Origin of the sequence: Pseudomonas sp. BYT-1, assembly GCF_023611805.1 — a bacterium.
Lineage (GTDB): Bacteria > Pseudomonadota > Gammaproteobacteria > Pseudomonadales > Pseudomonadaceae > Aquipseudomonas > Aquipseudomonas guariconensis.
The window spans coordinates 4,611,592-4,624,986 of record NZ_CP072559.1 but is presented as its reverse complement, the minus strand read 5'-3'; the positions used below and the strand labels follow the sequence as shown (position 1 = coordinate 4,624,986).

Genomic DNA, 13,395 nt, shown 5'->3' with positions numbered 1-13,395 from the left:
TTGATGAACTCCAGTCGCCCCTATCTGGTTCGAGCGCTGTACGAGTGGATCGTCGACAACGATTGCACCCCCCACATGCTGGTCAATGCTGAGTTTCCAGCGGTCCAGGTTCCCCAGGGATTCGCCAGCGATGGTCAGATCGTCCTGAACATCTCCCCTAATGCCGTGCGTAACCTGCACATGGACAACGATGCGGTCAGTTTCGAAGGTCGCTTCAGCGGCGTGGCGCATTCGTTGTTCGTGCCTGTGGGTGCGATCTTGGGTATCTATGCCCGGGAGAATGGCCAGGGCATGGTCTTCGAGCTGGAGCCGCCACTGGACAGCGATGAGCTGGACGACGAGGGTGTCGAGCCTGATGATGATGGGCCGCCGGAGGGCGGTGGTCAGCCGCCACGTCCCAGTGGCCGACCCAGTCTCAAGGTGGTCAAGTAATAAAAAAGGCGATCCGGATGGATCGCCTTTTTTGTTGGCTTCAGGGCTTGGCTTACAAGTCTTGAATGCTGCGGACCTGGTCCTTGTTGACGCGGGTGCGCTTGCCATCCAGTTGCTCGAACTCGTAGAAGCCGGCATCGCTGTCGAACTTCGGTGCGTCGACGGTCTGGATTTCACGGCCATCGTTGAGGGTGATCTGGCTTGGGGTCGAGCAGCCGGCCAGGGCGGCGAAGGCGCCGATTGCGAGGACGGACAGCAGGGACTTCTTCATGGGTACTTCCTGAGGATTACGAGGGGTGGAACGAATCTTGGGGCAGGGTGCCGCTCCGCAGGGGGATCACTGCAGGAGCGGGCTGGTATCGCGGTCAGGTGTTACGCTGCCAGGTGGGTCAGTCGATGTACTCGAACAACTTGACGATCTTCTGCACACCCGACACGCCCTGTACCACGTTGGTGGCGGCGTTGGCTTCCCCTTGGGTCACCAGGCCCAGCAGATAGACGATGCCGTTCTCCGTGATCACCTTGATGCGGGTGCTGGGCACATTGGCATCGCCCAGCATCTGGGCCTTGATCTTGGTGGTCAGCCAGGCGTCGTTGTTGCGGGCGAGGATCGAGGATGGCTGCATGACCTGCAGCTCGTTGTGGACCTTCTTGACGCGTTGGACCTGGCTGGCGGTTTGTTCGGCCAGGCTCTTGAGGTCTGCACGTGGGGTCTGGCCGGCCAACAGGACGATGCCGTTGTAGCTGCTGACGACAATGTGAGAGCCCTTGTCGAGGTCGGCATTGGCTTTGGCGATGTTGACCGAAACCTTGGTCTCGATCAGCGAGTCATCGATCTTGCTTCCGATGGTGCGGGTGCCGCGATCGTCCTCGATGGGCGAGTTGCGGGTGGAGGTCAGTACCGAGCTGCAACCCGAGATGCTCAGGCACAGGGTCAGGGCCATCAGGCCGAGGCGCTTGGGGTTCATTCTTCACTCCCGAACAGTTGGCTGTCGATCAGGTCGCACAGGCAATGGATCGCCAGCAGGTGGACTTCCTGGATTCGCGCGGTGATGTTCGACGGCACGCGAATCTCCACGTCTTCAGGCAGCAACAGCGAGGCCATGCCTCCACCGTCGCGCCCGGTCAGTGCCACGACGATCATTTCACGGTCGTGCGCAGCCTGGATCGCTTGTATCACGTTGGCGGAATTGCCGCTGGTAGAGATCGCCAGCAATACATCCCCGGGCTGCCCCAGAGCACGGATCTGCTTGGAGAAGACCTCGTTGTAGCTGTAATCGTTGGCGATCGACGTGAGGGTCGAGCTGTCGGTGGTCAGGGCGATGGCTGGCAGGCTCGGGCGTTCACGCTCGAATCGATTGAGCAGCTCCGAGGAGAAATGCTGGGCATCGCCTGCCGAGCCGCCGTTGCCGCACGCGAGCATCTTGCCCTCGTTGAGCAGGGCATTGACCATGACCAGGCTGGCCTGCTCGATGTGAGGTGCCAGGATGTCCATCGCCTGTTGCTTGGTATCGATGCTGGCCTGGAACAGCCGGCGAATTCGGGATTGCATGTCCATCTGGTGTGACCTTAAGAGGGGCGGTGGCCAGCGCGACGCGCGACAGGAACCAGCCCGCGAAACATAGAGCTAAAAAATCGGAATGGGTTCAGCATTCGAAGGCGTTTTTCAGCCATTGCAGCGGTTGGCCCGCGTGGTGGCTGCCCTGCAGGGCGACAACGTCGAAGCGGCAGGGCTGATCGGCCCAGCGAGGCTCCTTCTGCAGGAACAGGTTGGCGGCTAGCGCCAGTCGCTTCTGCTTGCGTGTGTCGATGCTCCCGACGGCTCCGCCGAAGGCCGCATGCAACCGGTAGCGGACTTCGACGAATACTACTGTATCGGCGTCGAGCATGACCAGATCGAGCTCACCGCCCTTGCATCGCCAGTTGCGCGCCAGCAACTGCAAACCGTGCCCTCGAAGAAATGCGAGGGCGTGGTTTTCCGCAGCCAGGCCTGCGCTGGCAGGCGATGCGTCGGGCATCAGCGAGGGGTATCCGGCAGGCGCTTGACTTGGCCGCCAGAGAACTCGGCCCAGGGCAGTTGGCGTTCGACGCGCTGGCTGGGGTTCATGGTCAGGCTGCCGGAGAGGCCCTCGACTCGGTTGTCAGGCAGGGCCTTGAGCTGGTTCAGGCGCGGCGCCAGGCTGTAGGCGTCGACACCCATGGCGTACAGGCGCCCGAGGCTGCCGGCGGCCTGAGGCCACTGCTGGACCACTTGCTGACGCAAGCTGTTGGTGGAGTCGAGCAGCCATGGGGTTTCGCAGAAGCGAATGCCGTTCATGTCGTTGTACTGGTTCACGTCACCGCTGGCGCTGTACAGGTTCGAGGTGGCGTAGACCGGAACGTCACCGGCGTACTGGAAGTTCAGGGTCGGCTTGATCTGCTGCGCCTGTTGTGGAGTAGAGGCGAGGAAGATGAAGTCGATATCCTGGCGACGCGAAGGTTGTGCGGCGATGGTGCCGCCGACAGTGCTTTGCAAGCTCTTGGCGCGGCCTTCGCTCTGACGCAGTTGGAAGAGCTCGGCGATCTGCTGGGCGAGGGCGACCGGCTGGGCGATGCGTTCGGCGGCCAGCAGGGTGCCGCCATGGCTCTCCCAGTCCTGACGGAAGGCGGCCAGCACGCGGTCACCCCATTCACCGCTTGGCACCAGTGCCACGGCACGAACCATGCCGTCGGCCCTGGCGCGGCGGGAGACTTCGCGGGCTTCGTCCTCGGCGGCAAGACCGAACTGGAACAGTTGTGGCGGTGCTTTCTGGCCGGCATCGGCGTAGTTCAGCGCCAGGGTGGTGATCGGCAGCTGCGGGTAAGCCGCGAGCTTTTTCACCAAGGGTTTTTCCAGCGGGCCGACGACCAGCTGTACACCGGCGGCCTGGGCCTGGCGGTAGAACTCGTCGAGCGAGGTCATGCGCGAGCTGTCGAAGACCTGTACGGCCGGCGCAGGTTGACCGGACTGCTGAGCCTGGAAGTGAGCGGCCATGAAGCCGTCACGCAGGGCGCGGGCAACGCCGGCCAGTGGGCCTTCCTGAGGCAGCAACAGGGCGATCTTGGTCAGCGGCTGGCTGGCCAGTTCCTTCAGTTTGACCAGGGCCTGCGGCAGTTGCTTGGCGGCTGGGTGATCCGGGTGCTGATCGCGCCAGGTATCAATGGCTGCCTGTTGTTGCTCCAGGGTGCCAGCACGCTTGACGGCCAGCGCCAGGCTCGTCCAGCCGGCGAGGGTTTCGTTGCTGGCAGGCTGTTGCAATTGCTCGGCCGGCAGCGAGGCGACGAGGGCCCAGATGGCGTCGTCGTTCGCGGCAGCGGCCTTGTCGCTGAGCAGCGGGGCAAGCAGGACACGCTGCTGGGCGGCGGCCAGGGTCTGGCCGTCGGCCTCCAGGGCGGCGGCGTGGACGCTGTAGGTACGTGCCTGCTGGTCCTTTGGCAGTTCGTCCAGGCGTTGCAGGCTCGGATGGGAGAGGGCGCTCAGGGCCGCCTTGGGCTGGTTTCGGCTCATGGCGAGCTCGGCGGCCAAGGTGCTGGCGAACACTTGTTGGGCAGGCTTGAGCGAGTCCATCGGGACCTGCTCGAGAATGCGTGCGGCGCGTGGGTAGTCCTTCTGCTTGTAGGCCAGGTCGGCGGCGCTAAGGCGCAGGAGCGCGGCATCTTCCGCGGACTTGCTGGTGGCTGCCTTGTCGAGCAGTTGCTCGATGCTGGCATCCGGGGTGCGCGGCAGTTCACCCAGGCTGGATGAGGGCGAGCTGGCGCAAGCTGCCAGCAGGGCAGCGAAGCAGAGGGCTGTGAACAGCCGCAGGCAAGCGATCATGTAAAAGTCCTGTTACTCGATCAAGGTGGCCGGCAATTGTACCCAAGCGTCGGCCGGGGCGCGATGTTGCTGACGTGGAATCCTTCACTATAGGTCGTCTGCAGGAGCAGGTCCGTGAAGTTCTTTGCGCGCTGTTGCGGGTGCTCGGGCTACAATGGCGCCTTTGATCCACAAGACAGGTGTGCGCAGTGACTGATGTTGCAGGGGCTTCGAAATCCATGATGGGCACGCTTTATGTCGTCGCCACGCCGATCGGCAATCTGGACGACATGAGTGCCCGGGCCCTCAAGGTCCTGGCGAATGTGGCGCTGATCGCTGCTGAAGATACCCGTCACTCGGTGCGCCTGCTTCAGCATTTCGGTATTGACACTCCACTGGCAGCTTGCCACGAACACAACGAGCGAGATGAAGGCGGGCGGTTCATCACTCGGCTTCTGGCGGGAGACGACGTGGCCTTGGTATCGGATGCCGGCACGCCGCTGATCTCCGATCCAGGCTACCACTTGGTGCGCCAGGCGCGTGCGGCAGGGGTGCAGGTGGTGCCAGTGCCCGGCGCCTGCGCATTGATCGCCGCGTTGTCGGCGGCGGGGCTGCCGTCGGACCGATTCATTTTCGAAGGCTTCCTGCCGGCCAAGGCGGCGGGCCGCCGGGCCCGGCTCGAGCTGGTCAAGGAGGAGCCGCGGACCCTGATTTTCTATGAAGCCCCGCACCGCATCCTCGAATGCCTGGAGGACATGGAAGCGGTGCTCGGTGCGGATCGCCCGGCAGTGCTGGGGCGTGAGCTGACCAAGACCTTCGAGACCCTCAAGGGGTTGCCGCTGGGTGAGTTGCGCGCCTTTGTCGAGGGCGACAGCAATCAGCAGCGCGGTGAGTGTGTGGTGTTGGTCGGTGGTTGGAGCGCACCTGAGGATGAGCAAGCCATCAGCGGCGAAGCGCAGCGGGTGCTCGACCTGTTGCTGGCGGAGTTGCCGCTCAAGCGCGCGGCTGCGCTGGCGGCGGAAATCACTGGCGTTCGCAAGAACTTGCTCTATCAATTTGCCCTGGAAAAACAGAAAGCCAAATAGTGGCAAAATGATATTCTTTGGTGCGTCACTTGTTCTTGAGCGCGCCTGCCGTTAACCTTGTCGGCGGAGAGTCGATCGGACAGTCGCTGCCTTCTTTTGTTCCGCAAAAGAGGGGGGAGGAAAGTCCGGGCTCCATAGGGCAGAGTGCCAGGTAACGCCTGGGGGGCGCGAGCCTACGGAAAGTGCCACAGAAAACAACCGCCTAAGCACTTCGGTGCCGGTAAGGGTGAAAAGGTGCGGTAAGAGCGCACCGCACGACTGGTAACAGTTCGTGGCTAGGTAAACCCCACTCGGAGCAAGACCAAATAGGGTTCCTTACGGCGTGGCCCGCGTCGGAACCGGGTAGGTTGCTAAAGGCGTCCAGTGATGGCCGTCGTAGAGGAATGACTGTCCTCGACAGAACCCGGCTTACAGATCGACTCTCCACCTTCCTCCTTCCCTGCTTGAATCGATAGCAGATATGTCCTGGTAATACCGAAAAATTCTTACTCTTAATAAATCACTTTAACTTCACGCTGCATCTGTCCGCGTGTCTTTGATTTTTCTCGCCAAATTTCTTCGCTGGTAGTCGTTCCTCCTTCCTTTGTTGCGCTAAATCGCCGTCCTGTAAGGGATTTCCTTATGAACGTGCCTTGACGGTGTGGCGGACGGATTCCTATAGTGTGCGCAAGTGGGAGAAAGTGGGATGAAGTGGGTTTTCTGACCAAATAAAGCTAACCTCAGTGGGGAATCGCAGCCGTGTTCCGCGGAGCCAACGCCGTCAGCCTCGATGCAAAGGGCCGACTCGCCATGCCGAGTCGGTACCGTGACGAGCTCGATTCGCGTTGCAATGGTCAATTGATCGTGACCATTGACGCAGTAGACCCCTGCTTGTGTGTTTATCCCCTCGATGAGTGGGAACAGATCGAAGCCAAGTTGCGTGCCTTGCCGTCGTTGCGTGAGGAAAACCGCCGCCTGCAGCGTTTGCTGATCGGCAATGCGGTGGACCTGGAGCTCGATGGCAGCGGTCGTTTCCTGGTGCCGCCCCGTCTGCGCGAATACGCCAAGCTCGACAAGAAGGCGATGCTGGTGGGGCAGCTGAACAAATTCCAGCTGTGGGATGAAGATGCCTGGAACGCGGTTTCGGCAGCCGACCTTGCAGCTATTCAACAACCGGGCGCCATGCCCGATGATTTGCGTGACCTGATCCTGTGACGATAGATAGCGGCTTCAACCACATCACCGTGCTGCTCGACGAGGCTGTCGAGGCATTGGCCCTGCGCGCCGACGGTTGCTATCTGGATGGCACCTTCGGGCGGGGTGGGCACAGTCGCCTTATTCTCAGCAAGCTCGGGCCGCAAGGAAGGTTGCTGGGTTTCGACAAAGATCCACAAGCGATTGCGACAGGGCAAGCGCTGGCGGCCGAAGACGGCCGCTTTGTCATTGTGCAGCGCAGCTTTGCCGAGATGGGCGATGAAGTCGCGCGACGTGGCCTCGATGGCAAGGTCAGCGGCATTCTGCTGGACCTGGGCGTCTCCTCGCCGCAATTGGATGACCCCGAGCGTGGCTTCAGTTTCCTCAACGACGGCCCGTTGGACATGCGCATGAATCCCGACCAGGGCATCAGCGCCGCCGAGTTCATCGCCACTGCCCCCGAAGACGAAATCGCCCGGGTCTTCAAAGAATACGGTGAGGAACGTTTCGCCAAGCGCATGGCGCGCGCCGTCGTGCAGCGCCGAGAGCAGCAGCCGTTCACTCGCACGGGTGACCTTGCCGAAGTGCTCAAGGTCGCCAACCCTGCCTGGGAAAAGGGCAAGAATCCCGCCACCCGCGCCTTCCAGGGGCTGCGTATTCACGTCAACAACGAACTGGGCGACCTTGAGACCGGCCTTGAAGCTGCTATCGAGGCGCTGGAGGTTGGTGGCCGACTGGCGGTGATCAGCTTCCATTCGCTCGAGGACCGCATCGTCAAGCTGTTCATGCGCAAGCTGGCCAAGGGCGAGGCAGACAACCTGCCGCGCAACCTGCCGGTGCAGCACAAGGTCTTCGAACCCCGGATCCGCCTGATCGGCAAGGCGCAGTTCGCCTCCGATGCAGAGCTTCAGGCCAACCCGCGCGCACGCAGTGCCGTGATGCGGGTGGCGGAGAAACTGCGGTGAGCCGGCTGTTTGCCAAACCTTTGCCAGGCGGAAGCTTCCTGATGCTTCTGCTGTTTATCGGTGTGCTGGTGTCGGCGATCGCCGTGTCTTACAGCGCCCACTGGAACCGCCAGTTACTCAACACTCTCTATGGCGAGCTTAACGAGCGTGACAAAGCCCAGGCCGAGTGGGGTCGGTTGATTCTCGAGCAAAGCACTTGGACCGCCCACAGCCGTATCGAGAACCTGGCCAGCGAGCAACTGAAAATGCGTGTGCCGGCCGCTGACGAAGTGCGGATGGTGGCGCCATGATGAAGCTCGAAGGCGCACTCTACCCCTGGCGCTTCCGGGTTGTGATCGCTTTGCTGGCGCTGATGGTCGGCGCCATCGCCTGGCGTATCATCGACCTTCAGGTGATCGACCGTGACTTCCTCAAGGGCCAGGGCGATGCCCGCAGCCTGCGTCATATTCCTATTCCCGCGCACCGTGGCCTGATTACCGACCGCAACGGTGAGCCGTTGGCCGTCAGTACGCCGGTCACCACCCTGTGGGCCAACCCCAAGGAAATGCAGGTTGCCCGTGATCGCTGGCCACAACTGGCTGCCGCGCTTGGGCAGAACGCTCAGCAACTGACCGAGCGCCTGACCCAGCAAGCCAACAAAGAATTCATTTACCTGGTCCGCGGGCTGACGCCGGAGCAGGGCCAGCAGGTGCTCGACCTCAAGGTGCCGGGCGTCTACGGCATGGAAGAGTTCCGCCGCTTCTATCCGGCGGGCGATGTCACCGCGCACATGGTGGGCTTCACAGACCTGGACGACCATGGTCGCGAAGGGGTCGAGCTGGCCTATGACGAGTGGCTCGCCGGGGTGCCTGGCAAACGCCAGGTGATCAAGGATCGGCGTGGTCGGCTGATCAAGGACATCCAGGTCACCAAGAACGCCAAGGCCGGCAAGACCTTGGCGTTGTCCATCGACCTGCGCCTGCAGTACCTGGCCACCCGTGAGCTGCGCAATGCCATCGCCGAGCAGGAAGCCAAGGCCGGCAGCCTGGTGATCATGGACGTTAAGACCGGCGAGGTCCTGGCGATGGTCAACCAGCCGACCTACAACCCGAACAACCGCCGCAGCATGTTCCCGGCGGCCATGCGCAACCGGGCGATCATCGACGTGTTCGAGCCGGGCTCCACCGTCAAGCCGATCTCCATGAGTGCGGCCCTGCAGAGCGGCCGCTGGAAACCCACCGACAAGGTCGAAGTGTATCCGGGCAGCCTGCAGATTGGCCGCTACACCATCAAGGACGTGTCCAAGAGCGAGGGGCCGATCCTCGACCTGACCGGCATCCTGATCAACTCCAGTAACGTCGGCATGAGCAAAATTGCTTTCGACATCGGTGGCGAGGCGATCTATCGGGTCATGTCCCAAGTCGGCCTGGGGCAGTACACCGGCCTGGGCTTCCCGGGCGAGCGTGTCGGCAATCTGCCCAACCACCGCGAATGGCGCAAGGCCGAGACCGCCACCCTGTCCTACGGCTATGGCGTTTCGGTGACGGCCTTGCAGTTGGTGCATGCCTACGCGGCGATTGCCAACGACGGCAAGATGGTGCCGCTGTCGATTCTCAAGGTCGACAAGGCGCCGGAAGCCGTGCAGGCGATTCCGGCCGACACCGCCGAAACCGTCCAGGCCATGTTGCAGCAGGTCATCGAAGCTCCGCGCGGTGTGTTCCGCGCCCAGGTGCCGTTCTATCACGTGGGAGGTAAGTCCGGTACCGCGCGTAAGGCCACTGTCGGTTCCAAGGGCTACACCGAAAACGCCTACCGTTCGCTGTTCGCAGGATTCGGTCCGATGAGCGATCCGCGCTACGCCATCGTGGTGGTCATCGATGAGCCGAGCAAAGGTGGCTATTTCGGCGGCCTGGTCTCGGCGCCTGTATTCAGCAAGGTGATGTCGGGCACCCTGCGCTTGATGAACGTTCCGCCAGACAACCTGCCGCCCCCCGCGACCCAGCAGGCCAGCGCAGTACCCGCCAATGGAGGGCGTGGTTGATGACAATGCCATTGAGCAAGCTTTTCGCCCATGCCAGCCGCGATCCACTGATCCGCGAGCTGACGCTCGACAGCCGCCAGGTACGGCCGGGCGACCTGTTCCTGGCTGTTCCAGGGGCGAAGGTCGACGGCCGCGAGCACATCGCCGATGCCTTGGCCCGCGGCGCCGCCGCCGTGGCCTATGAAGAGCAGGGAGCGAGCGTTCTGCCGATCACCGAGGCGCCGCTGATTCCGGTGCGCGGCCTGATTGGCCAACTGTCGGAAATCGCCGGGCGGTTCTATGGCGAACCAAGCCGTCAGCTGGATCTGGTGGGTGTCACCGGCACCAACGGCAAGACCAGCGTTACCCAACTGGTGGCCCAGGCCCTTGATGCCCTGGGGCAGCGCTGCGGGCTGATCGGCACGCTGGGCACAGGTTTCTATGGCGAGCTACGCAGCGGCCGCCTGACCACACCTGACCCGATCGCTGTGCAGGCGACCTTGAACGACCTCAAGCATGGCGGCGCCAAGGCCGTGGCCATGGAAGTGTCGTCCCATGCCCTGGAGCAGGGCCGTGTCGCGGCACTGGCATTCGACATCGCGGTGATGACCAACCTGTCCCGTGATCACCTGGACTACCACGGCAGCATGGAGGCCTACGAGGCTGCCAAGGCCAAGCTGTTCGCCTGGCCGAACCTGCGTTGCCGCGTGGTCAACCTGGACGATGAGTTCGGTCGTCGCCTGGCCCAGAGCCACGGCGAGTCCCGTCTGATCAGCTACAGCCTGCTGGATCCGACCGCCACGTTGTTCTGCAAGCAAGCCCGCTTCGATGACGACGGCGTACGTGCTGTGCTGGTGACCCCGCAGGGCGAGCATGCGCTGCGCAGTCGTCTGCTGGGCCGCTTCAACCTGAGCAACATGCTCGCTGCGGTGGCCACCCTGCTCGCGCTGGACTACCCGTTGGACGAAATCCTGAAGGTCACCCCGCAGCTGCAGGGCCCTATCGGGCGCATGCAGCGCCTGGGGGGTGGCGAGAAGCCGCTGGTGGTGGTCGATTATGCCCATACGCCCGATGCGCTGGAAAAGGTCCTCGAAGCCCTGCGTCCGCACGCCCATGGTCGCCTGCTGTGCCTGTTTGGCTGCGGTGGCGATCGTGATCGCGGCAAGCGTCCGTTGATGGCTGAAGTGGCCGAGCGCCTGGCTGACCGCGTGCTGGTCACCGACGACAATCCGCGTACCGAAGACCCGCAACGGATCTTCGATGATATTCGCCCTGGGTTCGCCAAGCCGGCCGACGTCGAATTCGTCGCCGGCCGAGGCGATGCCATCGCCCATCTGATCGCCACCGCTGCCGCCGACGATGTCATCGTCCTCGCTGGCAAGGGGCATGAGGATTATCAGGAGATCAATGGCGAACGCCATGACTTCTCCGATCTGGTCGAGGCCGAGAAGGCACTTGCAGCCTGGGAGGCTCCGCATGCTTAAGCCCATGACACTTAGCCAGCTGGTCGCGCCGCTCGCGGGACGCCATGTCGGTGCCGATGCGAGCTTCAGCGGCGTCAGCATCGACAGCCGCACCGTGGGGGCCGGACAGTTGTTCGTCGCTCTGGCCGGGCCGCGTTTCGATGGTCACGACTATTTGGCTGACGTCAAGGCCAAGGGCGCCGTGGCTGCGCTGGTGGAGCGCGAAGTGGAAGGCGTCGACTTGCCACAGCTGGTGGTTGCCGACAGCCGGCTCGCCCTGGGCCAGCTCGGTGCCCTGAACCGCGCTGCCTTCGACAAGCCGGTCGCGGCCATCACCGGTTCCAGCGGCAAGACCACGGTCAAGGAGCTGCTGGCCAGCATCCTGCGCACGCGCGGCTTGGTACTTGCCACTCGCGGCAATCTCAACAACGACCTCGGCGCACCGCTGACCTTGCTGGAGATTTCCCCGGAGCACAGCGCAGCGGTGATCGAGCTGGGCGCCTCGCGTATCGGCGAGATCCGCTATACCGTCGGTCTGACCCAGCCTCAGGTCGTCATCATCAACAACGCCGGAACCGCCCACGTTGGCGAATTCGGCGGTCCCGAGAAGATCGTCGAGGCCAAGGGCGAAATCCTCGAGGGCCTGGGCGAGGGCGGCACGGCTGTCCTTAATCTGGCCGACAAAGCCTTCGAGGTCTGGCGCAAGCGCGCCGGCCAGCACCGCATCCTCAGCTTTGCACTGGACAATCCTCAGGCTGATTTCCACGCCAGCGACATCGGGCGCGACGCCCGTGGCTGCCCGTCCTTCACCTTGAACGGGCCGCAAGGCTCGGTGAAGGTGCAACTGAACCTGCTGGGCACCCACAACGTCAGCAACGCGCTGGCCGCCGCCGCCGCTGCCCATGCCTTGGGCGTGAGCCTGGAAGGCATTGCAGCCGGGTTGGAGGCAGTCCAGCCAGTCAAAGGCCGCACCGTTGCCCAGATCGCTGCCAACGGCGTGCGTGTGATCGACGACAGCTACAACGCAAATCCCACCTCGATGTGCGCTGCCATTGATATACTCGCCGGCTTTTCCGGACGCACCGTTCTGGTGCTCGGGGATATCGGCGAACTGGGGCAATGGGCAGAAGAAGGCCACCGTCAGGTGGGTGACTACGCCCGCGGCAAGGTCGACGCCCTGTACGCGGTGGGTACCAACATGGCCCACGCGGTCGCGGCGTACGGCGCCAATGGCCGCCATTTCACCACCCAGGCTGAGCTGATCGATGCCGTTCGCGCCGAGACTGCCAGTGACACCACTATCTTGATCAAGGGTTCGCGCAGCGCTGCGATGGAAAACGTCGTGGCGGCCTTGTGCGGTCCCAGCGGGGAGAAACATTAATGCTGCTGCTGTTGGCCGAGTATCTGCAACAGTTCTACAAGGGCTTCGCGGTCTTCCAGTACCTGTCCCTGCGCGGGATCCTGGGTGTGTTGACCGCGCTGTCCCTGGCGCTGTGGCTCGGGCCGTGGATGATCCGCACCCTGCAGATCCGCCAGATCGGTCAGGCTGTCCGTAACGACGGCCCGCAATCGCACCTGTCCAAATCCGGCACCCCTACCATGGGCGGTGCCCTGATCCTGTCTGCCATCGGCATCAGCACACTGTTGTGGGCCGACCTGACCAACCGCTACGTCTGGGTCGTACTGATCGTGACCATGCTGTTCGGCGCCATCGGCTGGGTCGACGACTATCGCAAGGTGATCGAGAAGAACTCCCGTGGCTTGCCGAGCCGCTGGAAGTACTTCTGGCAATCAGTGTTCGGTCTGGGCGCGGCAGTGTTCCTTTACACCACCGCACCGACCAGCGTCGAGACCACCCTGATCGTGCCGATGCTCAAGGACCTCACCATTCCCCTGGGCGCGTTCTTCATCGTGCTGACCTATTTCGTCATCGTCGGCTCGAGCAACGCGGTCAACCTGACCGACGGCCTCGATGGCCTGGCGATCATGCCAACCGTGATGGTCGGCGGCGCCCTGGGCATCTTCTGCTACTTGTCCGGCAACGTTAAGTTCGCTGAATACCTGCTGATCCCGTACGTACCGGGGGCAGGTGAGCTGATCGTGTTCTGCGGCGCGCTGATCGGTGCCGGCCTGGGCTTCCTGTGGTTCAACACCTACCCGGCCCAGGTCTTCATGGGTGACGTCGGCGCGCTGGCGCTGGGCGCTGCGCTGGGCACCATCGCCGTCATCGTTCGCCAGGAAATCGTCCTGTTCATCATGGGCGGCGTGTTCGTCATGGAGACCCTGTCGGTGGTGATCCAGGTGGCCTCCTTCAAGTTGACCGGCAAGCGGGTGTTCCGCATGGCGCCGATCCATCACCATTTTGAACTCAAGGGTTGGCCCGAGCCGCGGGTGATCGTCCGATTCTGGATCATCACCGTGATTCTGGTGCTGATCGGCCTTGCCACCCTGAAACTGAGGTAAG

General features: G+C 62.9%; 14 protein-coding genes and 1 other RNA gene. 10 read left to right on the top strand and 5 right to left on the bottom strand.

What is annotated here, in order from left to right:
* Positions 1 to 3: 3 nt before the first annotated feature.
* Positions 4 to 432, top strand: a complete 429-nt coding sequence (locus J5X93_RS21610) for a ClpXP protease specificity-enhancing factor (protein WP_043207479.1) — start codon at positions 4 to 6, stop codon at positions 430 to 432.
* A gap of 52 nt (positions 433 to 484) precedes the next feature.
* Here J5X93_RS21610 and J5X93_RS21605 read toward each other — a convergent pair whose 3' ends face one another.
* From J5X93_RS21605 to J5X93_RS21585, 5 genes are all read right to left on the bottom strand, one after another.
* On the bottom strand, positions 485 to 703 hold the full coding sequence (locus J5X93_RS21605; RefSeq protein ID WP_043207481.1) for a YgdI/YgdR family lipoprotein: 219 nt from the start codon (positions 701 to 703) through the stop codon (positions 485 to 487).
* Positions 704 to 821: 118 nt separating this feature from the next.
* Entirely contained in the window at positions 822 to 1,400 is a 579-nt protein-coding gene (locus J5X93_RS21600; protein ID WP_043207483.1) for a BON domain-containing protein, read from the bottom strand.
* Positions 1,397 to 1,990, bottom strand: coding sequence for a phosphoheptose isomerase (locus tag J5X93_RS21595; protein ID WP_102081628.1), 594 nt, complete (start codon positions 1,988 to 1,990; stop codon positions 1,397 to 1,399). Before J5X93_RS21595 ends, J5X93_RS21600 begins: the two co-directional genes overlap by 4 nt.
* An 88-nt stretch (positions 1,991 to 2,078) precedes the next feature.
* Complete coding sequence (locus J5X93_RS21590) at positions 2,079 to 2,450, bottom strand: YraN family protein (RefSeq protein ID WP_043207488.1); 372 nt, start codon at positions 2,448 to 2,450, stop codon at positions 2,079 to 2,081.
* Positions 2,450 to 4,267: a penicillin-binding protein activator gene (locus J5X93_RS21585; RefSeq protein ID WP_043207490.1), complete on the bottom strand. Its 1,818-nt coding sequence runs from the start codon at positions 4,265 to 4,267 to the stop codon at positions 2,450 to 2,452. Before J5X93_RS21585 ends, J5X93_RS21590 begins: the two co-directional genes overlap by 1 nt.
* 221 nt (positions 4,268 to 4,488) lie before the next feature.
* Between J5X93_RS21585 and rsmI the strand changes: the two genes are divergently transcribed.
* From rsmI to mraY, 9 genes are all read left to right on the top strand, one after another.
* On the top strand, positions 4,489 to 5,331 hold the full coding sequence (gene rsmI, locus J5X93_RS21580; RefSeq protein WP_177343707.1) for a 16S rRNA (cytidine(1402)-2'-O)-methyltransferase: 843 nt from the start codon (positions 4,489 to 4,491) through the stop codon (positions 5,329 to 5,331).
* A 67-nt stretch (positions 5,332 to 5,398) separates the two neighbouring features.
* Positions 5,399 to 5,758: RNase P RNA component class A (gene rnpB / locus J5X93_RS21575), an RNA gene on the top strand.
* Between the two features lie 311 nt (positions 5,759 to 6,069).
* Positions 6,070 to 6,525 carry a division/cell wall cluster transcriptional repressor MraZ gene (mraZ, locus tag J5X93_RS21570; protein ID WP_011535546.1) on the top strand — a complete coding sequence of 152 codons (456 nt, stop codon included), beginning with the start codon at positions 6,070 to 6,072 and terminating at the stop codon, positions 6,523 to 6,525.
* On the top strand, positions 6,522 to 7,469 hold the full coding sequence (gene rsmH / locus J5X93_RS21565) for a 16S rRNA (cytosine(1402)-N(4))-methyltransferase RsmH (RefSeq protein WP_090344890.1): 948 nt from the start codon (positions 6,522 to 6,524) through the stop codon (positions 7,467 to 7,469). Before mraZ ends, rsmH begins: the two co-directional genes overlap by 4 nt.
* On the top strand, positions 7,466 to 7,759 hold the full coding sequence (ftsL, locus tag J5X93_RS21560; RefSeq protein ID WP_043207496.1) for a cell division protein FtsL: 294 nt from the start codon (positions 7,466 to 7,468) through the stop codon (positions 7,757 to 7,759). The genes rsmH and ftsL overlap by 4 nt, the downstream gene beginning before the upstream one ends.
* On the top strand, positions 7,759 to 9,489 hold the full coding sequence (locus J5X93_RS21555) for a peptidoglycan D,D-transpeptidase FtsI family protein (protein WP_167358096.1): 1,731 nt from the start codon (positions 7,759 to 7,761) through the stop codon (positions 9,487 to 9,489). Before ftsL ends, J5X93_RS21555 begins: the two co-directional genes overlap by 1 nt.
* Positions 9,489 to 10,952 carry a UDP-N-acetylmuramoyl-L-alanyl-D-glutamate--2,6-diaminopimelate ligase gene (locus J5X93_RS21550; RefSeq protein ID WP_090344892.1) on the top strand — a complete coding sequence of 488 codons (1,464 nt, stop codon included), beginning with the start codon at positions 9,489 to 9,491 and terminating at the stop codon, positions 10,950 to 10,952. Before J5X93_RS21555 ends, J5X93_RS21550 begins: the two co-directional genes overlap by 1 nt.
* Positions 10,945 to 12,312: a UDP-N-acetylmuramoyl-tripeptide--D-alanyl-D-alanine ligase gene (locus tag J5X93_RS21545; protein WP_043207503.1), complete on the top strand. Its 1,368-nt coding sequence runs from the start codon at positions 10,945 to 10,947 to the stop codon at positions 12,310 to 12,312. Before J5X93_RS21550 ends, J5X93_RS21545 begins: the two co-directional genes overlap by 8 nt.
* Positions 12,312 to 13,394: a phospho-N-acetylmuramoyl-pentapeptide-transferase gene (gene mraY, locus J5X93_RS21540; protein ID WP_043207506.1), complete on the top strand. Its 1,083-nt coding sequence runs from the start codon at positions 12,312 to 12,314 to the stop codon at positions 13,392 to 13,394. The genes J5X93_RS21545 and mraY overlap by 1 nt, the downstream gene beginning before the upstream one ends.
* Position 13,395: the final 1 nt, after the last annotated feature.

What these genes read in the sequence shown, in the direction of transcription:
- J5X93_RS21610 (WP_043207479.1), top strand. Translation starts at nt 4, where the DNA reads ATGAACTCCAGTCGCCCCTATCTGGTTCGAGCGCTGTACGAGTGGATC.
- J5X93_RS21605 (WP_043207481.1), bottom strand. Translation starts at nt 703, where the DNA reads ATGAAGAAGTCCCTGCTGTCCGTCCTCGCAATCGGCGCCTTCGCCGCC.
- J5X93_RS21600 (WP_043207483.1), bottom strand. Translation starts at nt 1,400, where the DNA reads ATGAACCCCAAGCGCCTCGGCCTGATGGCCCTGACCCTGTGCCTGAGC.
- J5X93_RS21595 (WP_102081628.1), bottom strand. Translation starts at nt 1,990, where the DNA reads ATGGACATGCAATCCCGAATTCGCCGGCTGTTCCAGGCCAGCATCGAT.
- J5X93_RS21590 (WP_043207488.1), bottom strand. Translation starts at nt 2,450, where the DNA reads ATGCCCGACGCATCGCCTGCCAGCGCAGGCCTGGCTGCGGAAAACCAC.
- J5X93_RS21585 (WP_043207490.1), bottom strand. Translation starts at nt 4,267, where the DNA reads ATGATCGCTTGCCTGCGGCTGTTCACAGCCCTCTGCTTCGCTGCCCTG.
- rsmI (WP_177343707.1), top strand. Translation starts at nt 4,489, where the DNA reads ATGGGCACGCTTTATGTCGTCGCCACGCCGATCGGCAATCTGGACGAC.
- J5X93_RS21555 (WP_167358096.1), top strand. Translation starts at nt 7,759, where the DNA reads ATGAAGCTCGAAGGCGCACTCTACCCCTGGCGCTTCCGGGTTGTGATC.
- J5X93_RS21550 (WP_090344892.1), top strand. Translation starts at nt 9,489, where the DNA reads ATGACAATGCCATTGAGCAAGCTTTTCGCCCATGCCAGCCGCGATCCA.
- J5X93_RS21545 (WP_043207503.1), top strand. Translation starts at nt 10,945, where the DNA reads ATGCTTAAGCCCATGACACTTAGCCAGCTGGTCGCGCCGCTCGCGGGA.
- mraY (WP_043207506.1), top strand. Translation starts at nt 12,312, where the DNA reads ATGCTGCTGCTGTTGGCCGAGTATCTGCAACAGTTCTACAAGGGCTTC.